Annotated in this window: 21 protein-coding genes; 6 read left to right on the top strand and 15 right to left on the bottom strand. The window is 63.9% G+C overall.

Translation table 11 applies throughout. The annotated features are described in order from the left end of the window. Positions 1-230 precede the first annotated feature (230 nt). A complete protein-coding gene (locus AB7290_RS28720; protein ID WP_085401747.1) occupies positions 231-572 on the top strand; it encodes a hypothetical protein in 342 nt (113 codons plus the stop codon). A 336-nt stretch (positions 573-908) separates the two neighbouring features. Here the strand turns inward: AB7290_RS28720 and AB7290_RS28725 are convergent, their stop codons facing one another. Continuing rightward, positions 909-1,313, bottom strand: coding sequence for a hypothetical protein (locus AB7290_RS28725; RefSeq protein ID WP_085401748.1), 405 nt, complete (start codon positions 1,311-1,313; stop codon positions 909-911). 23 nt (positions 1,314-1,336) lie between these two features. Between AB7290_RS28725 and AB7290_RS28730 the strand changes: the two genes are divergently transcribed. The 4 genes from AB7290_RS28730 (at position 1,337) to AB7290_RS28745 (ending at position 8,176) form a co-directional block, all read left to right on the top strand. Next, the gene (locus tag AB7290_RS28730; RefSeq protein WP_085401749.1) at positions 1,337-2,509 is read left to right on the top strand and encodes an efflux RND transporter periplasmic adaptor subunit; all 1,173 of its coding nucleotides are present in this window, start codon (positions 1,337-1,339) and stop codon (positions 2,507-2,509) included. Continuing rightward, positions 2,506-5,649, top strand: coding sequence for an efflux RND transporter permease subunit (locus AB7290_RS28735; protein ID WP_085401750.1), 3,144 nt, complete (start codon positions 2,506-2,508; stop codon positions 5,647-5,649). Before AB7290_RS28730 ends, AB7290_RS28735 begins: the two co-directional genes overlap by 4 nt. Further along, positions 5,636-6,052 (top strand): thioesterase family protein, encoded by a 417-nt coding sequence (locus AB7290_RS28740; protein ID WP_085401751.1) that lies wholly within the window; start codon positions 5,636-5,638, stop codon positions 6,050-6,052. The genes AB7290_RS28735 and AB7290_RS28740 overlap by 14 nt, the downstream gene beginning before the upstream one ends. 168 nt (positions 6,053-6,220) lie before the next feature. Continuing rightward, positions 6,221-8,176: a PAS domain-containing sensor histidine kinase gene (locus AB7290_RS28745; protein ID WP_245344106.1), complete on the top strand. Its 1,956-nt coding sequence runs from the start codon at positions 6,221-6,223 to the stop codon at positions 8,174-8,176. Between the two features lie 11 nt (positions 8,177-8,187). On the opposite strand, the gene AB7290_RS28750 is transcribed toward AB7290_RS28745, so the two are convergent. Then, positions 8,188-10,479, bottom strand: coding sequence for an FdhF/YdeP family oxidoreductase (locus AB7290_RS28750; protein ID WP_085401752.1), 2,292 nt, complete (start codon positions 10,477-10,479; stop codon positions 8,188-8,190). Positions 10,480-10,719: 240 nt separating this feature from the next. Between AB7290_RS28750 and AB7290_RS28755 the strand changes: the two genes are divergently transcribed. Further along, a complete protein-coding gene (locus tag AB7290_RS28755; RefSeq protein ID WP_085401753.1) occupies positions 10,720-11,967 on the top strand; it encodes an oxalate decarboxylase family bicupin in 1,248 nt (415 codons plus the stop codon). 94 nt (positions 11,968-12,061) lie between these two features. On the opposite strand, the gene cydB is transcribed toward AB7290_RS28755, so the two are convergent. The 13 genes from cydB to AB7290_RS28820 form a co-directional block, all read right to left on the bottom strand. Beyond that, entirely contained in the window at positions 12,062-13,048 is a 987-nt protein-coding gene (gene cydB / locus AB7290_RS28760; protein WP_085401754.1) for a cytochrome d ubiquinol oxidase subunit II, read from the bottom strand. A 2-nt stretch (positions 13,049-13,050) separates the two neighbouring features. Then, the gene (locus AB7290_RS28765; RefSeq protein WP_085401755.1) at positions 13,051-14,460 is read right to left on the bottom strand and encodes a cytochrome ubiquinol oxidase subunit I; all 1,410 of its coding nucleotides are present in this window, start codon (positions 14,458-14,460) and stop codon (positions 13,051-13,053) included. An 18-nt stretch (positions 14,461-14,478) separates the two neighbouring features. After that, entirely contained in the window at positions 14,479-16,017 is a 1,539-nt protein-coding gene (gene mqo / locus AB7290_RS28770) for a malate dehydrogenase (quinone) (protein WP_085401756.1), read from the bottom strand. 42 nt (positions 16,018-16,059) lie between these two features. Further along, a complete protein-coding gene (locus AB7290_RS28775) occupies positions 16,060-16,464 on the bottom strand; it encodes a hypothetical protein (RefSeq protein ID WP_085401757.1) in 405 nt (134 codons plus the stop codon). Continuing rightward, positions 16,461-16,886 carry a hypothetical protein gene (locus tag AB7290_RS28780; RefSeq protein ID WP_085401758.1) on the bottom strand — a complete coding sequence of 142 codons (426 nt, stop codon included), beginning with the start codon at positions 16,884-16,886 and terminating at the stop codon, positions 16,461-16,463. The genes AB7290_RS28775 and AB7290_RS28780 overlap by 4 nt, the downstream gene beginning before the upstream one ends. Positions 16,887-16,899: 13 nt before the next feature. After that, positions 16,900-18,336, bottom strand: coding sequence for a class II fumarate hydratase (gene fumC, locus AB7290_RS28785; protein WP_085401759.1), 1,437 nt, complete (start codon positions 18,334-18,336; stop codon positions 16,900-16,902). 164 nt (positions 18,337-18,500) lie between these two features. Continuing rightward, positions 18,501-19,166, bottom strand: a complete 666-nt coding sequence (locus tag AB7290_RS28790) for a YoaK family protein (protein WP_085401760.1) — start codon at positions 19,164-19,166, stop codon at positions 18,501-18,503. An 18-nt stretch (positions 19,167-19,184) separates the two neighbouring features. Then, positions 19,185-20,021: a formate dehydrogenase accessory sulfurtransferase FdhD gene (gene fdhD / locus AB7290_RS28795; protein WP_085401761.1), complete on the bottom strand. Its 837-nt coding sequence runs from the start codon at positions 20,019-20,021 to the stop codon at positions 19,185-19,187. Positions 20,022-20,024: 3 nt separating this feature from the next. Beyond that, positions 20,025-20,624, bottom strand: a complete 600-nt coding sequence (locus AB7290_RS28800; protein ID WP_085401762.1) for an HdeD family acid-resistance protein — start codon at positions 20,622-20,624, stop codon at positions 20,025-20,027. A gap of 137 nt (positions 20,625-20,761) precedes the next feature. Then, positions 20,762-21,385 carry a histidine kinase dimerization/phosphoacceptor domain -containing protein gene (locus tag AB7290_RS28805; protein ID WP_085401763.1) on the bottom strand — a complete coding sequence of 208 codons (624 nt, stop codon included), beginning with the start codon at positions 21,383-21,385 and terminating at the stop codon, positions 20,762-20,764. A gap of 38 nt (positions 21,386-21,423) precedes the next feature. After that, positions 21,424-21,924: a Dps family protein gene (locus tag AB7290_RS28810; protein ID WP_063986515.1), complete on the bottom strand. Its 501-nt coding sequence runs from the start codon at positions 21,922-21,924 to the stop codon at positions 21,424-21,426. Between the two features lie 125 nt (positions 21,925-22,049). Beyond that, positions 22,050-22,613, bottom strand: coding sequence for a cytochrome b (locus AB7290_RS28815; RefSeq protein ID WP_085401764.1), 564 nt, complete (start codon positions 22,611-22,613; stop codon positions 22,050-22,052). Further along, on the bottom strand, positions 22,610-23,662 hold the full coding sequence (locus AB7290_RS28820) for a catalase family peroxidase (RefSeq protein ID WP_085401765.1): 1,053 nt from the start codon (positions 23,660-23,662) through the stop codon (positions 22,610-22,612). Before AB7290_RS28820 ends, AB7290_RS28815 begins: the two co-directional genes overlap by 4 nt. Positions 23,663-23,963: the final 301 nt, after the last annotated feature.

The raw sequence follows: 23,963 nt of genomic DNA on the forward strand, positions 1-23,963 counted from the left end.
CTTGCCACTTCGCACGTCGGGACATGCCGATCGCGACAACGGCTGCTCGTGCATCCTCGGGACACTGCCTAGCTAGGGCGCGCACTTCAAAGCGCAGCGCATATGTCAGGCGTACAGACCTCTCATTACTGTGAACGGCCGGCGTTCATACGCGAAAGACGAACGATCCGCTTTGGCATTCAAGAGGTCGCATCTGATGCTGATTAAACTCCATGCATGGGATCGGACACATGACATCCACAGCAAATCTCCAGATCGCGCTTCTCATCCTGTTGTGCGCAGCTTCGCCCGCGCGTGCAGGCACTTGTGCGGACGACATCGCGAAAACCCAGATCCAGCTGGATCAGGCCATAGAAAAAGACGCGGGCGCCCACGGCTGGCAGCGGGAGAGCCTCAGCGCGCTGCGCAGTCATCAACCGACGCCTCGCTCGATTGCAGAGGCCGAAGGCGGCCGCGGAGCGGTTTTCGCGGATGCGCTGGATTCGCTTGATCGCGCACGTACCGCCGAACAAAACGGCGACACAAGCACATGCAGCCGGGAACTCGCGCATGTGCGGGCCATTCTGAAATAGCGAAAGCGAGCCGAAGCCAAAGCCGGCCAACGGCGCTGTCATCGGCGAGGCAACTCGGCGACGCGGCCGAACGAAGACGAATGCCCGCTTACGATGCGTCGAATGCCCGTTGTCGTCGTGCTGCCGGGTAGCGGGACGTGCGTTCTGGAAATACCCCACCGTTCCGCACCTCTCTAGTGCTCGACAGCATTCAGCCGGAGCATTTTTCATGCGAGAGCAGCACCCATCGAACGACGTCGGCTCGGGAAGATCCAGCTCGCACCGGTTCACCCTGATACCGCTCGCCGTGGCACTCACGGCCGGCATGCTGTGGCTCGTCCCGGCTGCGACGTCCGCTCAAACGACCATGCCGGGAATGCAGCCTTCCACCGGCATGCTGGCGACGTCGCCGCTCAACCCGCAATCCACGCGGCCCGTCGGCGTTCCGCTGGGATCGACCGAGATCGCAACACCCGGCATTTCGCCGCTCAATCCGGCGCAAAGCACGGCGGGTTGTGCCGGATCCGGCAATACCGCCTCGTCCGGAGCCTTGTTCGACGGCGGCGGACTGTCCGGGGGCTCATCCGTCACCTGCAACGGCAGCATCACGGCGGCGCCTCCGCTGCCTTCAGCATCGACGGTCGGACGCGTCGGGATACCGCTCGGAGCCACCGAGCTCGGCGGCGCCGGAATCAGTCCGTCCGTCCCGGTGCAAGGCCCTGCCGCAACGGGCAGCACGACTTCGATCAGCGGCTCAAGCAATCCCTGACATCCAGGACGGTCTCATGAAACGAAATCTCGCCATCGCGCTTGTCGCTCTCGCCGCGATTCTCGTCGGAGCCGGCCTCTGGTTCTTCGCCGCGGACCGGAAGCCGGTCGTCGCCGCCGCGCCGGTGCCCGCGGCCGTACCGGTGGTCACCGCCGCGGTCACCGGCAAGGACGTTCCGATCTATCTGCGCGGCATCGGCACCGTGATCGCCTACAACACCGATGTCGTGCGCAGCCAGATTCAGGGACAGATCGTCAAGATCGCCTTCACCGAGGGACAGACCGTCAAGGCCGGAGATCTGCTCGCCCAGATCGACCCGCGTCCCTACGAGGCCCAGATCGAGCAGCTGACGGCCAATCGCGACCGAGATCAGGCCCAACTCACCAATGCCGAAGCCAATCTCTCCCGATACAGTAAACTCGGTGACAAGGGTTATGCGACCCCGCAGCTGATCGAGACGCAGACCGCGCAGGTGGCCCAACTCAAGGCCGCCGTGAAAGCGGACCAGGCGCAGATCGACGAGGCCAACGTCCAGCTCAGCTACACACGCCTGACATCGGCCATTCCCGGCATCACCGGCGTCCGCCAGATCGATGTCGGCAACGTGATTCATCCGACCGACCCGAACGGTCTCGTCGTCGTCACCCAGATCGAGCCGATTTCGCTGCTGTTCACCCTTCCGCAGACGGATCTGCCCGTGATCCAGGAACACGAAGCAAAAGGCCAGTTGAAGGTCATCGCCTACAGCCAGGACAACAAGATTAAGCTCGGCGAAGGCACGCTGCTGCTCGTCAACAACGAGATCGCAGGGACGACCGGCACCGTCCAGCTCAAGGCCACATTCGCCAATCACGAGCACCGGCTGTGGCCGGGACAGCTGGTGAATGCCCGGCTGCTGCTGAAGATTCAGAAGGATGCGCTGACGGTCGCCGGCTCCGCAGTCCAGCAGGGCCCGAACGGCAGCTATGTCTATGTCGTCTCTCCGAACCAGACCGCTTCCTTGCGTCCTGTTCACGTCGCGCAGATCAGCGAGGGGCAGGCCCTGATCGACCAGGGACTGAAATCAGGCGATACCGTCGTCGTCGACGGTCAGTATCGGCTGACGGAAGGAAGCCAGGTTCGGGAACTGCACGGCAAGGCCGCGCGCGAAGCCGACCTGCAAAGCTCCGTGCAGGACGCGCTCCCATGAACCTGTCCGCGCCCTTCATCCTGCGGCCGATTGCAACCGCTCTGCTGATGGCGGGCCTGCTGCTGTGCGGCCTCGCGGCCTATCCCCTGCTGCCGGTCGGCGCGCTGCCGAACGTCAACTACCCGACGATCCAGATTTCGGCGCAACTGCCCGGCGCCGACCCCGGAACCATCGCCTCGTCGGTCGCGACGCCACTCGAACAGCAGCTCAGCCAGATCCCCGGCGTCACGCAGCTCACCTCGTCCAGCGCACTCGGCGTCGCCCAGCTCACGGTGCAGTTCGAGCTGTCGCGCACGGTGGACAGCGCGGCGGTCGACGTGCTCTCCGCGATCAATGCCGCGAGCCCGTTCCTGCCGCAGAACATCCCCTACCCGCCGACGATCAGGAAGGTGAATCCGGCGGAAACGCCGATCATGCTGATCGCGCTGACGTCGGACTCGCTGCCGATGACCACGGTGGATGCCTACGCGGAAAACATCCTGCTGCCCAAGATTTCCCAAGTGCCAGGCGTCGGCCTGGTCGGAATCGGCGGCCAGCAGAAGCCCGCGATCCGCATCCGCGTCAATCCGCAGGCGCTGGCCGCCCGCGGCATCGGCCTCGAAGACGTCCGCACCGTGATCGCCGGCGCCAATGTCGACCTGCCCAAGGGCACGCTCAACAGCCCGCGCGTCACTTATACGCTCAATACCAACGACCAGTTGCTGAAGCCCGCCGCCTATGAAGCCCTCATCATCGCCTATCGCAACGGCTCGCCGGTGCGGCTGCGCGACATCGGCTCGGCGATCGAGGCGCCCGAAAACGACCTGCTGGCCGGCTGGTACGGCAAGGACCCCGCCGTCATCCTCGCCGTCCAGCGCGTCCCCGGCGCCAACGTCATCGAAACCGTCGATCGCATCAAGAAACTGCTGCCGCAGCTGCAGGCCTCCGTTCCGCCGGCGATCAAGGTGACGATCGCCGCCGACCGCACCGCCACGATTCGCGCCGCGGTTACCGATGTGCAATTCACGCTACTGCTGACGGTCGCATTGGTGGTGATGGTCATATTCCTGTTCCTGAGGAATTTCTGGGCCACCATCATCCCGGCGATCACGGTTCCGCTGGCGCTGATCGGCACCTTCGCAGTCCTCTACGTGCTCGGCTACAGTCTCGACAACCTCTCGCTGATGGCGCTGTCGATCGCGGTCGGATTCGTGGTCGACGATGCCGTGGTGGTGATCGAGAACATCGTGCGCCATCTCGAGCAGGGCATGACGCCCATGGAGGCTGCGCTCAAAGGCTCCAGCGAAATCGGCTTCACGATCGTCTCCATCACCCTGTCGCTGATCGCGGTGTTCATCCCGCTGTTCCTGATGGGCGGCTACGTCGGAAAGCTGTTCCAGGAGTTCGCCGTCACGATCACCGCCTCGCTGCTGCTGTCGCTGGTGATCTCGCTCACTTTGACCCCGATGATGTGCGCGCGCCTCCTGAAGGATGAATCGCGGAGAAAGCACGGCCGGCTCTATCTCCTGTTCGAGCGCGGCTTCGATGGCCTGCTTGCGCTGTACGCGCGCGGCCTGCGAATCGTGCTGCGCCATCGTTTCGTGACGCTGCTCGTGATGCTCTCGACGATCGCGCTGACCGGCTATCTCTATGTGATCATCCCGAAAGGCTTCTTCCCGCAACAGGATACCGGACAGATCGTCGGCATCACCGAGGCTGCCCAGGACATCTCCTTCCCCGCCATGTCCGAACGCCAGCAGGCGGTCGTCGACATCCTGTCAAAGGATCCGGCGATCCAATCGGTGGCCAGCTATATCGGTCCAGGCGGGCCGACGGCGACCCTCAACCAGGGACGCATCTTCATCGTCCTGAAGCCGAAGCCCGAACGCAAGGCCAGCGCCGACCAGGTGATCGCGCGGCTAGAACCCCGGCTCGCCCATATCCAGGGCATCAAGCTTTACATGCAGTCGGCCCAGGACATCACGATCGGCGCGCGCCTGTCGAAGACGCAGTATCAGTTCACGCTGACGGACGCCGATTCCAACGAACTCAACCACTGGTCGGCGATCTTCCTGGAGAAGATCCGCGCGCTCGACCTCGTCACCGACGTCGCGAGCGACCAGGCCAATGCCGGCCCGAGGCTTCAGGTCACCGTCAATCGCGAAGTCGCCTCGAGCTTCGGCATCCTGCCCACGACGATCGACAACACCCTCGACGACGCGTACGGTCAGCGCATCGTCTCCACCATGTTCACCTCGCTGAACCAATACCACGTGGTCATGGAGGTCGATCCAGCCTTCCAGTATGGGCCCGACGCGCTCAAGGACATCTATCTCAACTCGGCGACCGGCCAACAGGTCCCCTTAAGCACGCTGGTCCACAGCGTGATCATGCCGGCGCCGATTCTGATCAATCACCAGGGCCTGTTTCCCTCGGTGACGATCTCGTTCAACCTGCGGCCCGGCGTAGCGCTGGGCGATGCGGTGACGGCGATCCAGAAGATCGAGAAGGACACCGGCAAGCCCGCCTCGCTGTCGACCTCGTTCCAGGGCAACGCGCAAGCCTTCCAGTCTTCGCTGTCCGGCACACCGTTGCTGATCGGGGCGGCGCTGATCGTGATCTACATCATCCTCGGCGTCCTCTATGAGAGCCTGATCCATCCGATCACGATCCTGTCGACGCTGCCTTCCGCCGGCATCGGCGCGCTGCTGTTGCTGCTGGCAGTCCACATGGATCTCAGCGTCATCGCCATCATCGGCATCATCCTGCTGATCGGCATCGTCAAGAAGAATGGCATCATGCTGGTCGACTTCGCCCTCGAGGTGGAGCGCAATCAAGGGCTGAGTCCTGAGGAAGCGATCTACCAGGCCTGCACGCTCCGCTTTCGCCCGATCCTGATGACGACCATGGCCGCGCTGCTCGGCGGTGTGCCTCTGATGCTCGGCAACGGCACCGGCGCCGAACTGCGCCAGCCGCTCGGCTACACGATCGTCGGCGGCTTGATGCTCTCGCAGATCCTGACGCTCTACACCACGCCCGTGGTCTATCTCTATCTCGACCGGCTCGGCAATTGGTTCACCAACCGCAAGCCGCATGCGGTCGAGACACCCGCCCCCTCCACGAGCGAAGCAGATGCGGGATTGGGCCATGAGTCCGCTTGATCAGGTGAGCGTCGGCATGACGGCGGAAAAGCTGGTGACCGTCACGGCCGAGATGACGGTCGGCCACGTGGTGCCGGGAATGCCTGAAGTCTACGGCACGCCGATGATGATCCTGCACATGGAGATGGCGGCGGGATCGGCGATCCAGCCGTCCCTGCCGACCGGCTATGTCAGCGTCGGGATGATGGTCAACGTCCGTCATCTGGCGGCGACGCCGGTCGGCCGCACCGTGCGCGCGGTCGCACGGGTCGTCGCCGTCGAAGCCAGGAGCGTCCTGTTCGAAGTCGAGGCCTGGGACGGCGGCCGCAAGATCGGTGACGGGACCCATCGGCGCGGCGTCGTCGATGTCGCCGAGTTCGAAAGGCGTTTCGGCGTGACGAGGCCCACCGCGGCGTTGGCCTAAGGTCGCGGAATCCTTCCCGCGGCAACATCCCGGATCTGGGCGCAGGCTCGCATGGTGCCGCCGTGCGTTTTGACAAAGGGTCCGCGAAAAAGCAAAAGACCGGTTTTCCACGCTGCGGTACATCGCTTGCATCCCGCGTCCGGACATCCGGGCTCGGGAATTGGTCTCATGCCCGGCGAGTATCTCTTGGACCTCTTCAATCTGCTGGCCCAGTCCGGACTCGCTCACGAAGGCAAGGAACCCGCGACGGTCCGTCACACGGGGATGGTCTGTCGCGCATCGTGGCCCGACCATTCGCGCTACGCCCATCCCGCCCTTTGGGTCCTGGGAGGCGTCGCGCTCGGCGTGTTGTCATTCACTTGCTTCCTGCTCGGGATCGACCTCACCACCAGCGCCCTCGCCCTGCTGGCCGTCATTCTCGTGTTGTCGTTGCTTGCGATCGCCGGCTTGGTCAGGCGGCAGCACCGGCTCGAGCGAGAGGACGTCTTGCGGCGGCGTCAGGTCGCCTATCTCGCCGAGGCCCAGAAGCTCAGCCACACCGGCAGCTTTGTCTGGAACGTCGCCAGCGGCGAGCTGTTCTGGTCCGAAGAGACGTTCAGGATCTTCGATCTCGAGCCGACCTTGCCGCCGTCGCTCGACACCATCCTGAAGCGTACGCATCCCGACGATCTCAATGCCGTACGCGAGGCGCTCGATCGCGCCGCGAACGACAGGAACGACTTTTCCCTGGAACATCGGCTGATCCTGAACAATGGCTCGATCAGGCACATTCGCGTGGTCGCCCGTGGAACGTCAGAAGATCGCGGACAATTTCGGTTCATCGGCGCGGTCATGGATATCACCGCCCAGAAGAAGGACCACACCGAGCTGGAGCGGAGCGAGCAGCGCTACCGCCACCTGTTCGGCCGCATGCCGATCGCCCTCCGTCAGCTCGACGCCAGCAGACTGGTGGTGTTGTTCCGAAAACTGCGGGCCGAGGGCATCAAGGACCTCGGCAGCTATTTCGACAGCCATCCCGACTTTCTCCGGACCTGCATGGACGCGCTCTCGTTTCAGGAAGCCAACGAACGGGCCATCCAGATGTTCGGAGGAGGCGTCGACGGCTATGTCGGGCGTTCCATGTCCGACACCTGGAAGGCACGCCCGGATACGTTTCGGCGGGCCATGGAGTCCCGCTTTCGCGGTGAAACGAACTTCGAGGAAGAAACCAAGATGGTGACGTGGGACGGCCGCGTCGTCGACGTTCTCTTCACAACGGCCCGCGTCGGCCCAATCAATGATCTCGAAATAAGCCTGGTCGCCACGATCGACATCTCGCAACGCGTCCGCGCCCAGGAGAGGCTTCGGCAGGTGCAGGCGGAGTTCGCGCATGCGGCACGCGTCTCGATGCTCGGCGAGCTCACCGCCTCCATCGCGCACGAAGTCAACCAGCCTTTGGCCGCCATCGCGACCAACGCCGCTGCCGGTCTGCGCTGGTTGAACAGGCCGATTCCCGACATGGCCGAGGTCCGCAGTACAATCGAAAATATGGCCACGGATACGAGGCGGGCCGCGGACATCGTGGCGCGTGTTCACGGGATGGCTTCGCGCAAGGCGCCGGAGCGCGCCGTTCTGTCGCTTGACGATGTCATTCGCGAGGCGCTTCTGTTCCTGCGCCACGAGATGGAATCCCGCGGCGTAACGATCCTGCACCGGCCCGACGCGGAAGCTGCACTCGTGCTCGGCGACCGCACCCAGCTCCAGCAGGTGATCGTCAATCTGGCCATCAACGCCGTGCAAGCGATGGCGCAGGCGGGACGCGACCATGGCAAGATCGTCATCACCACCGCCGCGCAGGACGTGACGACCCTGTGCTGCTCCGTGGAGGACAACGGTCCCGGCATCTCCGCCGAACATGCCGGCCGGGTGTTCGAAAGCTTTTTCACGACCAAGGAGTCCGGCATGGGCATGGGACTGCCGATCTGCCGGTCCATCGTCGAAGCGCATGGCGGCCGCATCGACGCCGAAGGCCTTAGCACCGAAGCCGAAGGCCTTGGCGCCGATCGCGGCGCCCGGTTCTGGTTTACGCTGCCGATCGCGACGCCGGCGTCATCGCCGCCATCCGGTCGGGACGCCGACGCCTGACCCCGCCCGCTCTATTGCGCCGGGGCGGTCGAGCGCACCAGGCGGATCGGGATGCCCTTGAATGACGGCGTGAAGCTGAGGGGATCACGGGCATAGAGCGGCACCAGCGGATTGGTCTCCGGATAGTACGCGGCACAGCAGCCGGTCGGAAACGAATACGCAACCACGCGGAAGTTGCGCACGATCCGCTCGGCGCCATCGGTCGACTCCGTGATCAGGTCGACGCGATCGCCGTCCGCGAGCCCGCGCTTCTTCAGTTCATATTCGTTGAGGAAGACCACGTCGCGCTGGCCGAAGACGCCGCGATAGCGGTCCGACAGCGAGTAGAGCGTCGTGTTGTACTGGTCGTGGCTGCGTATCGTGCTGAGCCACAGGAAATCCGGATCGGCCTGCGGCGGGTCCTCGCCACACCCCTCAAACACCAGGAAATTGGCCTTGCCGGACGGCGTTGCCCAGATGCGCTCCCGCGCGGTCGAGGTCAGATGGAAGCCGCCGGGAATGCGGATACGGGCATTGTAGCTCTCGAAGATAGGGAAGACGGCCTCGATCGCATCCCGGATGCGATCGTAGTCGCCCACAAAGCCGTCCCAATCGACCACCGTGCGCTCGCCGAGCGTCGCCTTGGCGAGGCCTGCGATGATCGCGACCTCGCTGAGAAGATGCTCCGATGCCGGCTTGTTGCGACCGCCCGAGGCGTGGACCATCGACATCGAATCCTCGACCGTGATCGACTGCGGCCCCGAATCCTGAATGTCGATCTCGGTTCGCCCGAGGCACGGCAGGATCAGGGCAGCGCGGCCATGGATCAGATGGCTGCGGTTGAGCTTCGTGGAGACGTGGACGGTCAGATCGAGCTTGCGCAGCGCGGCCTGCGTCGCCTGCCAGTCGGGTATGGCCGCGGCAAAGTTGCCGCCCATCGCGAAAAAGACCTTCACCTCGCCGCGGATCATTGCCTCCAATGCCGTCACGACGTTGTGTCCCGGCGCGCTCGGCGGCTTGAAGCCGAAGCGGTGCTCGAGGCGCTCGAGGAAATCCGCCTTGGGGATCTCCGTGATCCCCACGGTTCGGTCGCCCTGCACGTTGGAATGACCGCGAACCGGACAAACGCCGGCGCCGTCGCGTCCCACATTGCCGCGCAAGAGCGCAAGATTGGCGATCTGCTGCACGTTGTGCGCACCACGCTGGTGCTGGGTAATGCCCATGCCGTAGACAAGGATGGCGCGCTCCGCCTTCATATAGGCGCCGGCGGCATATTCCAGGTCCTCGCGCGTCAGGCCGGACTGGCGTTCGATGTCGGGCCATTGCGTTCGCTTGAGATCGCCGATCAGCGCTTCGATGCCGGCGGTGTGCCCGCGAATGAAATCCCAGTCCAGGATCTCCGGCTGCTCGGCCGCACGGGCGGCCTCGTCCGTTTCGACGAGGATCTTCATGATCCCCTTGAGGACGGCGACGTCGCCACCGACACGCACCTGGAAAAGCTTCGAGCTGATCGTCGTCGACGACAGCGTGATCATCTCAACCGGGCTCTGCGGCGCCTGGAAGCGCTCCAGCGCGCGCTCGCGGAACGGATTGAACGAGATGATCGAGGCCCCTCGGCGGGCCGCGTTGCGCAGGCTGGTCATCATCCGCGGGCTGTTGGTGCCCGGATTCTGGCCGAAGATGAAGATGCAATCGGCCTTGTCGAAATCCTCCAGCAGCACGGTGCCCTTGCCGACGCCGAGCGATTCCGGCAGGCCGACGCTGGTCGCCTCGTGGCACATGTTCGAGCAGTCGGGAAAGTTGTTGGTGCCGTACTCGCGCACGAACAGCTGATAGAGGAAGGCGGCTTCGTTCGAGGTTCGCCCGGACGTATAGAACTCCGCCATGTTCGGATCCGGCAGCGCATTCAGCTCGCGGCCGATCATGGCGAACGCATCGCTCCACTGCACCGGGAGATAGCGATCGGATGCGGCGTCATAGGCCATCGGATGGGCGAGCCGACCGACCATTTCGAGATCGTAATCGTTCCAGCTCGCGAGCTCCGTGACGGTGTGCTCGGCAAAGAATTCGGGCGTGCAGCGCTTCGATGTCGTCTCCCAGGCGACCGCCTTGCCGCCGTTCTCGCAGAATTCGAATGACGAGGTGTGCTTCGGATCGGGCCAGGCGCAGCCGGGGCAATCAAAGCCCTCCGGCTGATTCATCCTGCTGAGCGTCGCTGCACCCTTCAGCGGCGCCCGCTGCACCAGAAGCGCCTCGCTGAGCGCCTTGAGTGCGCCCCAGCCGCCGGCGGGTTCACGGTAGGGACGAACCGATTTCGTTGTCATCTCGATATCTCGCGATATGGCAATTCTCCGGGCCAGTTAAGGATCGTGCGGGCAGAGCCGTCTTTTCAAAACGAAGCCGAATTTCGCAATTGCACATGTTCGGAGCCGGGCGCAGCAGCCAGTGCATTCCGGCAAAAAGAGCGCGTTCACGGAAGCTGAAACGGCGACCGGAAACTAGGTTTGTGAGTTGGAGCCCCGTCGCTACGGAGGGCTTTCGACATTTTTCAGGAGCGAGCCAAGATGTTCTCAAGACGTGATTTGCTGGCCATGTCCGCGGCAGGCGCCGCCATGGTCGGCTCCAGCGCGCAGGCCGCAACTTTCGGCAATCCGGACGAGCCGCCGCAAGGCGCCGTGAACGCCAAGAGCCCGGGAAGCCTGTCCGATCCCGGTCCTCAAGATCCAGACCTTGCCAAGCACTTCCCCTCAGCCCAAACCCCGCCCCCGACGGACGTCGGCGGCCTGCCGATGGATTGGGCCTCGTTCAACAATGCGCCGAGGCGCATCCAGAATGGCGGCTGGGCCCGTCAGGTCACGGTCGAGGATTTCGCCATCTCGAAAGAGATCTCCGGCGTCAATATGCGGCTGGCTGCCGGCGGAATCCGCGAGCTGCATTGGCACCAGGCTGCCGAATGGGCGATCCTGACCTACGGCTCCTGCCGCGTCACCGTGCTCGACACGCAGGGGCGTCCCTATGTCGGCGACCTCAAAGTCGGCGACCTCTGGTATTTTCCGCCGGGCGCGCCGCATTCGCTGCAGGGCTTGGGCCCCGATGGTTGCGAGTTCGTGATCTGTTTCGACGACGGCCACGCCAATGAATTCAACACGCTGCTGGTGACCGACTGGTTCGCCCACACGCCGCCCGAGGTGCTGGCGAAGAACTTCGGTGTTCCGGCCGATGCGTTCGCAAAGATCCCGCTGCACAACCGCTGGATCTTCCAGGGGACCGTGCCCGGCGATCTCGCCGCCGATCGCGCAGCCGTTGCGAAGCACGCCGAAGCGCCGCCCTACCCCTTCGTCCACTCGCTCGGCGGCTCGGCCCCGGTCAAGGAGAGCTCCGCCGGCAGCATCCGCGTCGCCGACAGCACGACCTTCAAGGTTGCCACCACCGTCGCTGCGGCGCTGGTGTCGATGCCGCCGGGCGCTGTCAGGGAGATGCACTGGCATCCGAATGCCGACGAGTGGCAGTACTACATCAAGGGCAAGGCGCGAATGACGGTGTTCGACACCGGCCCCAATGCGTTCACGACGGACTTCGCGGCCGGCGACATCGGCTATGTCCGGCGCAATCTCGGCCACTATGTCGAGAACGTCGGCGACACCGAGCTGCAGTTCGTCGGCGTGTTTCGAGCCCCTCGCTACGAGGAGGTGTCGCTCTCCTACTGGCTGACGCACACGCCACCCAAGCTGGTCGCCCAGCACTTCAACATCGACGAGAAGCTGATCGCCCAATGGCCGGACAACAGCCCCGGCGTCATGCCCAAATCCTGAACCAGCCTCGCAAGAGTTCTGAACGAGAAAGGCGCCGAAACCGGCGCCTTTCTTTTATCCGTGGCAGCTCACGGCAACTTCGAGCGTGCAGCCGTCAGTAGTGATCGGCAGCAGGGGCCGACTTGCCGCGGAAGACGCGATAGCCGATCGCCACATAGAGCAGCATCAGCGGGAATACGAACAGGCCGGCGCCCCAGAACATGAATGCGAGACTTGCATGAGGCGCCGCGGCCTCGTCGATCGTGACGACGAACGGGATCATGTAGGGCCAGAACGACAGGGCGAGCGTGGCGAAAGCCGCGACGAAGATCAGGGCGACCATATGGAACGGCCAATAGTCGTCATGGCGCAGGATGCTCTTGGCCAGCACAGCGGCCGCACCGGCGCCGATCACGGGAAACACGAACAGATAGGGCCGGTCGGTCCAGCGCTGCAGAATCGGAAGATGTTCGACAAGTGCATACGCAAAGACGATGACCAGGAAGACCAGGACGCCGATCGCCAGCGGCGGGATCTGGCGCCGTGCGACATCCCGAACGGGACCGTCGCACTTCCTCACCAGCCAGCAGGCGCCGAGCAGCGAATAGCCGAAGCAGAGCCCGATCCCGCACAGCGCGGAAAAGGCGGTCAGCCAGCCGAGCGTTCCGCCGGTATAATCGCCGTTGGAGAACTGGAGCCCTTCGACGAGAGCGCCGACCATCGCGCCCTGCATGAAGCTGGCGGCAAACGAGCCCACGACGAAGCTGACGTCCCAGACCCAGCGCGAACTGAGCGCCTTGCCGCGAAACTCGAACGCCACGCCGCGCAGGATCAATCCGAGCAGCATTACGAGAACGGGGATATAGAAGGCCGACATCACCATGGCGTAGACCACCGGGAACGAGCCCCACATGATCACGCCCGTGACGATCAGCCAAGTTTCATTGCCGTCCCAGACCGGAGCGACCGTGCTCAGCATGGCATCCCGCTGCGACTCGCCGCCGGCCACGCTGAACAGCATGCCGACGCCAAGATCGAACCCGTCGAGGAGGAGATAGATCAGGATGCTGATGGCAAGAAGGGCAACCCAGTACATCACCATGGCTATTCTCCCGCCCCGAGATAGCTGCGTGCGGAGGGCACCTGATCGGCGAGCGACATCGGCCGATTGGGCACGGGAACGTGGAGCGGCCTGCCGCCGAGTCCCGCCGGGCCGGCACGCAGCAGCTTATAGATGTAATACGTCCCGAATGAGAAGATGAAGGCGTAGACCGCGACGAACAGGATCAAGGAAGTCATCGCAGCCGACGCGGTCAGGAACGGCGTCACGGCGTCTGCAGTCCGCAACACGCCATAGACCGTCCATGGCTGGCGCCCCACTTCCGCGGTGTACCAGCCGGTGAGAATCGCGACCCACGGCAGCGGGAAGCTGAGGAAGATGCCCCACAGCAAGAGGCGGTTCCGATCGAGCCGATGCTTGAGGCCGAGCCAGGTCCCGAGCCAGGCCAATCCCAGCATCACGAAGCCGCAGCCGACCATGATGCGGAAGGCAAAGAACGGGATCAACACCGGCGGCCGGTCCTGCGGCGCGAAGCTGGTGAGGCCGACCTCTTTCGACGTCAGGCTCATGCTGCCGATGATGCTCCCGAGCACCGGAATCGATATCGCATATTTGTTCGATTCGGTGCTCGAATCCGGGATCGCGATCAGCACCTCGGAGGCCGGCTGCTCGTCATGCCAGCGCGCCTCGATCGCGGCGAACTTGGCCGGCTGGTAATCGTGGACATAGTCGCCGACGAGATGCCCGATGAAGAGCTGGACTGGCAGCAGCACCGCCGCAAGCGCAAGGCCCATCCGCAGCATGACATGGGCCTCGGGGCGATAGGTCCGCCGCAGCAGATACCACGCGCCGGTTGCCGCCACGCAGAACGCGCCGGTCAGGTAGGACGCGAGCAGCATATGCGGAAACCGGACCCAGACCACGCGATTGAAGATGATCTGCGTCCAGTCATCAGGCACGAACTGGTCGTTCTGCAGGACGTAGCCGGTCGGCACCTGCATCCAGCTGTTGTTGACCATGATCCAGAACGCCGAAAGCGTCGTCCCGAGCGCGACCATCGCCGTCGAGAACAGGTAGAACCAGGGCGGCACCCGGGGGCGACCGAAGATGAGGATGCCGAAAAAGGCCGCTTCCAGCATGAAGGCGGTGAAGGTCTCGTAGGAGAGCAGCGGGCCCTGGATCGGGCCCGACATCTTCGAGAGCACGCTCCAGTTCGTTCCAAACTGAAACGCCATCACCACGCCCGATACGACGCCCATGCCGAACGCCACGCCGAAGATCTTCAGCCAGAACGCGAACAGGGTCCGGTAGACGGGCTTGCCACTGTACTGGTGCATCGCTTCGAGCACGGTGAGCCAGGCGGCAAGCCCGATCGTGAACGCCGGGAAGATGATGTGGAACGAGATGGTGAAGGCGAATTGCAGCCGCGACAGAAGGAGCGCCGTCGGGTCCATCGAACATTCTCCGTTGGTTCACGCCCGCTTCGCGGCCGCCGGCGCGCGTGCGGCCGGCTGCGGAATGTTGTCGACCTTGAGGACCGCAGCGGTCGCTGCACGAATCTGGCGGCAGAAATCCGCATCGTCGATCAGCGACACGCCATAGGACGGGATGATCTGCTTCAGCTTGGGCAGCCAGGCGCTTGCCGTCAGCTCGCCGGCGAAGCACTTCTCGAGCACGCTGATGGCGATGAACGCGGCGGTGGACGCCCCCGGTGAAGCACCGAGCAGGGCCACCAGCGAATGATCGTCCGCGCCGACGAGCTCGGTCCCGAACTCGAGCAACCCACCACGCTTGACATTGGGCTTGATGATCTGGACCCGCTGGCCCGCGACCTGCAATCTCCAGTCCTTCGGGTCGGCCTTCGGGAAATATTCGTCGAGCGCCGCGAGCCGGTGGCCCTCGGATTGCAGCACCTGCCCGACCAGGTATTCGGTGAGATCGAAATTGTCGCGCGCCACCGAAAGCAGCGGCTTGACGTTGGCGGGACGAATGGACTCGAAGAGATCCAGCAGCGAGCCGTGCTTGAGGAATTTGCTCGAGAAGCCGGCATAGGGACCGAACAACAACGAGTGCTGGCCGCCGATCACCCGTGTATCGAGATGCGGCACCGACATCGGCGGGGAGCCGACCGCGGCCTTGCCGTAGACCTTGGCATGGTGACGCTTGTTGATCTCGGGATCATCGCAGCGCAGCCAGATCCCGCTGACCGGGAAACCACCATAGCCGCGCCCCTCCGGGATACCGGATTTCTCCAGCAATGGCAGCGCACCGCCGCCGGCACCGATGAAGACGAATTTTGCGCGCACCGATCGCGTCTCGCCGCTCGCGGTGTCCCGCACTTCGACGCGCCACCGGCCGCCCTGCTCCCGGTCAAGACCGGTGACGCAGCTGTTGTAGTGGACCGCACAGCCCGGCTGGCTGACCAGATGCTTGACCAGCAGATGCGTCAACGAGCCGTAATCGACGTCGGTGCCGGTGATGATCCGTGTTGCGGCAACCGGCTCGTCGCCACTCCGTCCGTCCATCACCAGCGGCGCCCATTCGGCAATCTTCTTGGAATCCTCGGTATGCTCCATCCCCTCATAGCAATGATGGGCCGACATCGCCTTGAACCGTTTCCGGAGAAATTCGACGTTCTCCGCGCCGTGCACGAAGCTCATATGCGGCACCGGATGGATGAACGCTTGCGGATCCGCGATCGCTCCGCGACCGATCAGGTAGGACCAGAACTGCCGGGACAGATCGAACTCGACATTGACCTGGAGCGCCTTGGAGATGTCGATGCTGCCGTCGGGCCGCTGCGGCGTATAGTTCATCTCGCAGTTCGCCGCGTGGCCGGTACCGGCATTGTTCCAGGAGTCGGAGCTTTCCTGCGCGCAATCCCCGAGAATCTCGCACATCTGGATCGACAGAGAGGGCTCGAGCTCCTTGAGAAAGACGCCGAGGGTCGCGCTCATGATGCCGGCGCCAATGAGGACGACATCAGTTTCGCGGTCGGAAGCTGCTGACATGGCTATTTCCTTCGTCGGGTGTTGCTGCTTTGGATGGCTCGATCAGGCCCGCACCGATTGCCGCACCTTGGCGCGGAACGGCACGTCCGCTCCCGGGCGCAGGATCACGTAGGCACGGCGCCAGGATGAATCGTCGGTCAATCTCCAGCTATGCCCCGAGCCGGCGGTGTCCTCCGCCAGCAGGATGTTGCCGGGGTGGAGCAGGAAGTGGTGGCCGTCACGCGTCAGGAAATCGAGCGTTCCGCTGAGCGTGATCACCAGCTGCCGGATCGGCGCGGTGTGCCAGGCGAAAGCTCCGCCCGATTCCGTTTCCTGAAAGGAGACGCTGGCGGCATCGATCTTTCCGGTCAGGAAGTCGCCGCGCTGTCCCGGCTCCATTTCGAGGAAGCCTTCCTCGAAATGCGAGTTGTTGTCCTCTCCGGTCCATAGGCGCACACAGCGGATCATCGTGTCTCTCCTTGCATTGTGGTTGCGCCGCCTGCGCGGCGTCGTTCGGACCGGAACGGCACCTCGGCGTCCGGCTCGAGAACCGTGTAGAGGCGCCGCCACGGCGCCTCGTCCGTCATGGTCCAATTGTGGCCCGTCCCACCGGTATCTTCCGTGAACAGGACATCGCCCGGGCGCAGCGTGAAGCTTCCATCCGCCGTTTCGAACCGTAGCGTCCCGCTCAGGGACATGACGAGTTGGCGCGCCGCGTCGGGATGCCAGCCGAGTTTCGGATCTGCATCCGTTTCGTGGAACGAAGCGGCATCGATCCGAAGCTTTGCGCTGAGCGCATTGCCCCTCGCCCCGCGCGCGAGCTCGACGACGCCATCCTCGAAGTGCGACTTGCCATCCGCACCCGTCCAGAGTCTGACGCACCGGATCATTGCCGCCGTCCCTTCAGCCGGCCTTCGCGCCGATTGCGAGCGGCACCTTGATCTCCGCCACATAGGGCTTGACCATCTTGGCGGGATCCACGATGCGGTCGAACTCCGGCTCGGTCACGAAACCGAGCTTGAGCGCCGCCGACTTCAGCGTGAGATCGTTGTCCATCGCATAGTGCGCGATGTGCGACGCCTTGTCGTAGCCGATCACGGGCGCCAGCGCAGTCACGAGCATCAGCGATCTCTCGACATACTCCTTGATCTTCCTGTGGTTCGGCTCGGTGCCCTCGACGAGGAAGGTGCGGAAATTGGTGCAACCATCGGTCAGGATGGTAACGGACTGCGCGATGTTGTGGATGATCAGCGGCTTGTAGACGTTCATTTCCAGATAGCCGCCGGCTCCGCCGAACCCGACGGCGACGTCGTTCGCCATCACCTGCACGGCGATCATCGTCAGTGCTTCGGCCTGCGTCGGGTTGACCTTGCCCGGCATGATCGACGAACCCGGCTCGTTCTCGGGGATCAGCAATTCGGCGAAGCCCGCGCGCGGGCCGCAGGACATCAGACGGATGTCGTTCGCGATCTTGTAGAGCGACCCCGCGAGCGTGCGGAGCGTGCCGGATAGCTGCACCAGCGCGTCATGCGCACCTTGGACGGCAAACTTGTTCGGTGCGCTGACGAAGGGCAGCCCCGTCAGCCGCGCGATTTCCGCGGCGACGGCCTCGGCGAAGCCCGGCGCGGCATTGATGCCGGTGCCGACGGCCGTGCCGCCCAGGGCGAGCCGGAAGACGCCCTTGAGCGCGTCGTCGATGCGGGCCAGATCGTCGGCGAGCATGCCGGCGTAGCCGGACCATTCCTGCCCGAGCGTCAGGGGGGTCGCGTCCTGCATGTGGGTCCGGCCGATCTTCACGACGTCGTCCCACTGGCTCGATTTTGCCGCGATTGCGTCGTGCAACGCCTCGACCGCCGGAACGAGCCGCCCGGTCACGTTCATCGCGGCTGCGATGTACATGGCCGAGGGAAAGCTGTCGTTTGACGATTGCGACATATTGACGTGATCGTTCGGATGAACCGGGTGCTTGCTCCCGAGCGGCGTGCCCGCAAGCTGGCAGGATCGGTTCGAAATCACCTCGTTCACGTTCATGTTGAACTGCGTTCCGCTGCCCGTCATCCAGACGTGAAGCGGAAACATGTCCTGATGCTGGCCGGAGAGGATCTCGTCGCAGACATGCGCGATCAGCTTGTGGACCTTGCCGTCGAGACGGCCGCCGGCGCAATTGGCGTCCGCGGCCGCCTTCTTCAGGATCGCGTAGGACTGGATCATTTCGCGCGGCATCAGGTCCTTGCCGATGCTGAAATGCTCGAGCGAACGCTGCGTCTGCGCCCCCCAGAGCTTATCCGCGGCAACGTCCACTTCACCCAGGCTGTCCGTCTCTTTGCGAAGGTTGTTCATCCGTGCCTCTTGGCAGTTGACGTCGAAAGGCCATCTCGGCGCTGCTAGAAAGTGTATGCACCGCATGACGCGCATGCTTCCGTGAATGAACGTCCTTTTGCCGAATGGCATGGTGCGCGCTCCGCACCGTCAACGAGCAAAATCATGGGACGTAGATCGACGGTTCAGCTTCGCAGCTGTGGCCGGCAGAGCCAAAGAACGCTCACCGACGATGCGATCGGCAGGACAAGGCTCCAGGCGTGCAGCCATTTCGTCACGCAGGCCCCGATGGCGGCCCCCGACAGGAACATCAGGCAGACCAGAAGCATGACTGCGGTGCCGCGCGCCGCATCGCGATCGGACGCAACTGATTGATCGAGGGCACGGAGCATGTTGCCGGTGACGGTGACGGTGAGATATTTCCAGCGCTCGACCTGCCTGAAGCTGGCCGACTGCAGCGCGGCGCCGAAGGAGATTCCGAGGATCGTGATCATGTCCGGAATCCGATGAAACAACAGCATCACTGCGACCAGGCAGACGATCTCTCCGGCGAGGCAGAGCAGCGGTGCCTTGAGGCGGATTGCCAGCGATGCGCCGAGCAGAAAGGCGGCAAGGGGAAGAAGATGATGGGTTGCCTGCCGCCATTGCCCGGACATGGCGTCGATGCCGAGGAAGATGACATTGCCGGTTTGCGAGCTTGCAAACACGCCGCCGAGTGAGAGCCATGTAAAGGCGTCGAGAAAGCCGCCCGTCATGCTCAGAAGAGACGCCACGAGAACCGATCGCTCCGCAGCATGGACGACGCTTCCGGTCTCGGCGACCGGTTCCGGAGATACGGCTTGCATCGCCATGTGCGCCGCCCCGCGAGGTCAGCAGCCGGCGTGCGTTGCGGCCTGATCCGGCAGCAGAACGCGACGCGGGTGCGTGAATACGCCGTATCCGTCATCGCGCGCGATCGCGAGCAGCGTGATCCCCGCTTCATCCGCGGTCTTGATCGCGAGTGCGGTGGGTGCGGATACGGCCACGATGACCGGTGCGCCGAGCATCGCCGCTTTCTGCACCATCTCGACCGAAACCCGGCTGGTCAGCAGCACGGCGCCATCGCACGCCGATCTCCCCTCGCGTACGATCGCACCGGCGAGCTTGTCGAGCGCATTGTGCCGGCCGACGTCCTCTCTGACCAGGCCGACGCCGGCCCGCGGATGCCAGAAGGCCGCCGCGTGGACGGCCCGCGTTTGCTGATTCAGGATTTGGTGCGGAGAAAGGGCCTGCATGGCGCCCAGCAAGTCGCGCGCGTGGAAAACGATGCCCCGGCCCTTCACCCGCGCCGGCGCGCGGCGAGCCTGTTCGAGGCTCTCGATGCCGCATAGCCCGCAGCCAACGGGGCCGCTGATGGTTCGGCGCCGTGCAGCCAGGGATGCCGCGCGGTCACCATCGAGCCACATCCGAACCTCGACGCCGAGATCGTTCGGGATCAGCTCGATGCTGCTGATCTCGCTCGCACGTTCGACGATGGCCTCGGTGAGGCTGAAGCCGATACCGAAATCCTCCAGATCTCCCGGCGTGCCCATCATCACCGCCTGGGTCGAACCGTTATAGGTGAGCGCGATCGCGGTCTCCTCGGCAACCAGCCGCGAGGTCGACTTCGTCTGACCGCCGCGCCAGGCAATCTCCCAATGCCGCGTGAATGTCGAGCCTTTCGCCATGACTCATACCGTCGCCGGCTGGGGCGAATGGCGCGACGCGCGGCTCTTGAGCGCGATCCCGAATGCGATGAATCCCCATCCCTGGAAGATCAGGTCGACGACCAGCATCACACCAAGCAGCCACAAACCGATGGCGGGCCAAGCCGCAACCAGCATGACACCGACGCAGAAGGTCAGGACGCCCGCAGCCACGATCCAACGCCAGCCCGCGGCCGGCCGGATATGGAAACCGGCCCAGATCCTTATCACCCCGGCTACGACCAGGAAGGCGCACACTGCGAGAGACAGCGTGAACGAAGCCAGGATCGGATCGTAGAGTATGATGGCCCCGGCGGCCGCATAGACGATCCCGGCCAGTAGCCAAAGCAGGAATCCTCGCAAGCCGCGCACTGAAAACGCTTGCACGATCTGGAAAATGCCAGCGACCGCCATGGTGGCGCCGATGACCAGTACGGACGCGAGGTTCGCCGCCATCAGATTGGCAGATGCAACACCGCCGAGGATCAGTTCGCCGACACCCAGCGCAACGAACCAGCCCCATTTTCCGGTGATGGCGTGGATGGCCCATCCGAGCGAGGCCTTCGAGTTCGACATGTCCGTCATGGCTTGACCCTTGTTCGCACGACGATCCGCAGATCATGAATAGGGCAAGCGTATCGAGATCTGTCCCAACTCATCTTTCGAGGACGCAGCGATATTATTTGATCCGCACGATACGGACCGTTGCGCGAGGATCGCGACTAGCGCGGGATGGTCACGACGGTCCTGAACCCGTCGGAGCCGCCGCGGACGTCGATGGTCCCGTGCAGACGCGCCGCAAGCGTCTCGACGATGGAGCGGTCCTCTTCCCGGTACCGACTTTCGTCGGACGAGCCGTTGTCCATGATGCTGCACGCAACCGACGTCGCCGTGAGCCATACTTCGAGACGAATGGCGCCTGCTCCGCAGTGGGACACGTGGCGCACCGCACCGGTGATCAGTTCGAAGACGATCATCCCCAGCAGCCAGCAGCGCTCGGAACTCATCTGCAGCGGATGCAGCAGCAGCGAGAGCGCAATACCCTTGTCTTCGAGGCTCGAGCGGCTGATCGACCGGCACAATTGCTGAAGATAGGCCGCCAGATCGACGGTGGTGGTGAACTGCGGCATTTGCAGCGCGTGGTGAAGTTGTGCATGACCTTCCAGCCGGTCCTGCACGGAAGCGAGGGTCGCCCTCGCTTCGATGCCGTCGCAACGATCGGCCGCCTGCGCCACCAGATCAATCGCCGAGGCGAGCTCGTCGTCGATCCGGTGCGCGAGCTCACGCAGCAGCAGGCGCTCCGCCTTGACGCCGCCATCCGGCAGGAGTTCCGAGAGGCTGCTCATCCTTTACCCGCCTCCCGGCCCAACGGCGTGCTTTGCACTTACGGGTTCTGGCCGCTTCGGCCGGTCTCGTAGAGGAACCAGATGCGCCGTTCCGTTTCGTCGATCCAGTTTTCCAGGACGCTCGCGGTGGCGACATCGCCGTACTCGTCGCAGAGCTCGTGGACCCGGCGCATTTCCCGCGTTAGCTGCTGGTTGTCGCTGCGCAGCTCGGCGAGCATGTCCTGCGGATCGACATAGTCGGCATCGTTGTCGAGAATGCGCTGCTCGCGCGCGATGTGGCCGATCGAGCGTAGCGTCGTGCCGCCGATCTTGCGTGCGCGTTCGGCGATGTCGTCAGTCATGGCGAAGATTTGGTCGGCCTGCTCGTCGAGCATAAGGTGGTAGTCGCGAAAGTGGCTGCCCGACACGTGCCAGTGGAAGTTCTTGGTCTTCAGGTAGAGAGCGAAAACGTCGGCGAGCAGCGCTCTCAGCGCGGCTGGAACGTCCCGGTTCGCATTCGCTCCGAGATCCGTCGGGCTTTGGAGGTCTGCTTTGGTCATGGTCGGCATCCTTGTGTTGGAGGTTGGAAACATCTAACCGCGCGGTGCGCGAGGAATCTTTCCAGCGCGAAAGATCCTTTTGGGATCGCACGCCTGCGAGGGGCGCCCGCTGGCGCGCCGCGGGTTCATTTCACTTGTGTCACCCTGTCCCGCAGCGGCAGAAGCGACATCGATGCGAATACGCCATCGCGACGGATCAATGCGTGGAACAGCCCCGCCGCCAGATGCAGCAGCACAAGGGCAAAAAAAGCGAAACCCAGATAGACGTGGGCATTCCAGAGCAGCGTGTGCATCAGGTCGCTCTGCGGCAGCAGCGCGGGAATTCGGATCCCGCCATACAGGACGACCGGATAGGCCGCGGCCCAGAGCATGCCGAGACCGAGCAACGGCATGACGATCATGAGGCCATACAGGAGCTGATGCGACAATTTTGCTCCAAACTTCATAGGTCTCGAAAGATCGGCCGGCAATGGCGGCGCACCGTAATGCAGCCGCAACGCCAGCCTGATCAGCACGAGGACCAGCAGGATGACGCCGATCGTCTTGTGGACCAGGATGAGCGGCAGATATTTCGGCGCGACCGTGGAGACCATGCCGACGCCAATGAACAGCATGGCGAGGATGCAGACCGCCATCAGCCAGTGCAGAACCCGCTGGATCAGGGCAAAACGATGAGGAGCGCTGGTCATGGCTTGGCGGTCCCGGTTCGCGGATAGTCCCTGGCTTCGGCCGCGCGCAGATCGTAGGATTTGCGGTAGACCGATGAGCGTGCAGCCGGGAACGGATCGTCCGACACCCGGATTCCCTGTGGCAGGACCGCCGGATCGAAATTGATGTCGCGGCACGGTCCATCGCGCTCCGGCTCGATCCGCTGCACGATCAGCGTTCCGACCTCCACTTTGCGACGGTTCTCCGGCCAGGCCTTGCTCGGATCCGCGGTCGGGTCGCCCGGATCGGCGACGGTCGTGACCATGGTCCATCGCAGTGGACCGGCGGTCCGGACCCGTTCGGTGATCTCCTGCTCGAGATAATCCGGCCCGCGCTTTTCGAGGTCGGCCTGCGAGATCGGAATGGGTTGCGCCGAGGGCAACAGCGACCATCGCACGGTGTGGTCGCCGCCTCCGGCGTCCGTGAAGACGAAGCTGTTGAGACCGTTATAGGGCTCCTCCGCATAACTGCCGGTCCAGGGCGCCGTCTTGGCCCAGGCCGCGAAGGGGCCGAATTCCGGGTTGGCCTGAATGAATGCCTTCATCGCCTCCGGATCCTTCTTTCCGGATGCGATCAGCAGGTCGTGAAATGCTTGCGGCGTGGAAACCGCAAAGACCGGCGGGTTGATCATCGCCATGCGCCACTCTTCGCCGTCTGCCGTCGTGATCTGCAATCCCAGGCCGCGGACGCGCACGGTCGCATCAACCGCGTTCGGATCGGCCGTGCCGAGATTGAAACGGCCCAAGGCCGGATAGTGCCCCTGCGCGAAGACCTTGGCCCGGGAGAGCTCCGCACCGTTTCCATTCGCCTCGAATGTCCCAGTGAAGCAGATTCCCTTGGCATGATTTCGCCGGTGCCCGAGCGGCGGGCCGCTCGGAGGCGTCAGCGCAGCGATCATCCGTTCCGGCGTCAGGCGCCCCGGCGAGAGCCATCCCGCAGTGTATGCGAAGGCAGCCGCGCCGCCGCCGACCACGGCCGCAATCAGGACGAGGGACCCAAGCCCCGAACGTGGTAGCTTGCCTTGATTCATCCGGTCTCCTTTGCGATGCGCAGACCGCCTGGCAATCGGGTGCGCGCGGCGCTCTTTCGAGCGACGCAGCCTCCTTGTAGCCGGCGGCCAAGGCCCGATCTTTTCGAACCCACCGCCAATTTCGCGAAGGCACGCCTGAACTGTCTTCGGCGTTCGCCGGACCGGATCCGGCTTCGGGCATTCTCGAAATTTTTCGTGCAATTTGACAATCGATCGTGATGCCCGAAAAGACCCACCCTGCGCCCCGCCCTATTCCAGATGCGCTTCGCACGATGGCGGCGGTCGACTCCCGAACGATGGA

The organism is Bradyrhizobium sp. 613_E4_N2_2 (assembly GCF_052075995.1).
GTDB classification, from domain to species: domain Bacteria; phylum Pseudomonadota; class Alphaproteobacteria; order Rhizobiales; family Xanthobacteraceae; genus Bradyrhizobium; species Bradyrhizobium barranii.

Bases quoted from the DNA above. Each gene is read 5' to 3' on its own strand.
- AB7290_RS28720 (WP_085401747.1), top strand. From the start codon at position 231: ATGACATCCACAGCAAATCTCCAGATCGCGCTTCTCATCCTGTTGTGC.
- AB7290_RS28730 (WP_085401749.1), top strand. From the start codon at position 1,337: ATGAAACGAAATCTCGCCATCGCGCTTGTCGCTCTCGCCGCGATTCTC.
- AB7290_RS28735 (WP_085401750.1), top strand. From the start codon at position 2,506: ATGAACCTGTCCGCGCCCTTCATCCTGCGGCCGATTGCAACCGCTCTG.
- AB7290_RS28740 (WP_085401751.1), top strand. From the start codon at position 5,636: ATGAGTCCGCTTGATCAGGTGAGCGTCGGCATGACGGCGGAAAAGCTG.
- AB7290_RS28745 (WP_245344106.1), top strand. From the start codon at position 6,221: ATGCCCGGCGAGTATCTCTTGGACCTCTTCAATCTGCTGGCCCAGTCC.
- AB7290_RS28750 (WP_085401752.1), bottom strand. From the start codon at position 10,479: ATGACAACGAAATCGGTTCGTCCCTACCGTGAACCCGCCGGCGGCTGG.
- AB7290_RS28755 (WP_085401753.1), top strand. From the start codon at position 10,720: ATGTTCTCAAGACGTGATTTGCTGGCCATGTCCGCGGCAGGCGCCGCC.
- cydB (WP_085401754.1), bottom strand. From the start codon at position 13,048: ATGGTGATGTACTGGGTTGCCCTTCTTGCCATCAGCATCCTGATCTAT.
- AB7290_RS28765 (WP_085401755.1), bottom strand. From the start codon at position 14,460: ATGGACCCGACGGCGCTCCTTCTGTCGCGGCTGCAATTCGCCTTCACC.
- mqo (WP_085401756.1), bottom strand. From the start codon at position 16,017: ATGTCAGCAGCTTCCGACCGCGAAACTGATGTCGTCCTCATTGGCGCC.
- AB7290_RS28775 (WP_085401757.1), bottom strand. From the start codon at position 16,464: ATGATCCGCTGTGTGCGCCTATGGACCGGAGAGGACAACAACTCGCAT.
- AB7290_RS28780 (WP_085401758.1), bottom strand. From the start codon at position 16,886: ATGATCCGGTGCGTCAGACTCTGGACGGGTGCGGATGGCAAGTCGCAC.
- fumC (WP_085401759.1), bottom strand. From the start codon at position 18,336: ATGAACAACCTTCGCAAAGAGACGGACAGCCTGGGTGAAGTGGACGTT.
- AB7290_RS28790 (WP_085401760.1), bottom strand. From the start codon at position 19,166: ATGGCGATGCAAGCCGTATCTCCGGAACCGGTCGCCGAGACCGGAAGC.
- fdhD (WP_085401761.1), bottom strand. From the start codon at position 20,021: ATGGCGAAAGGCTCGACATTCACGCGGCATTGGGAGATTGCCTGGCGC.
- AB7290_RS28800 (WP_085401762.1), bottom strand. From the start codon at position 20,624: ATGACGGACATGTCGAACTCGAAGGCCTCGCTCGGATGGGCCATCCAC.
- AB7290_RS28805 (WP_085401763.1), bottom strand. From the start codon at position 21,385: ATGAGCAGCCTCTCGGAACTCCTGCCGGATGGCGGCGTCAAGGCGGAG.
- AB7290_RS28810 (WP_063986515.1), bottom strand. From the start codon at position 21,924: ATGACCAAAGCAGACCTCCAAAGCCCGACGGATCTCGGAGCGAATGCG.
- AB7290_RS28815 (WP_085401764.1), bottom strand. From the start codon at position 22,613: ATGACCAGCGCTCCTCATCGTTTTGCCCTGATCCAGCGGGTTCTGCAC.
- AB7290_RS28820 (WP_085401765.1), bottom strand. From the start codon at position 23,662: ATGAATCAAGGCAAGCTACCACGTTCGGGGCTTGGGTCCCTCGTCCTG.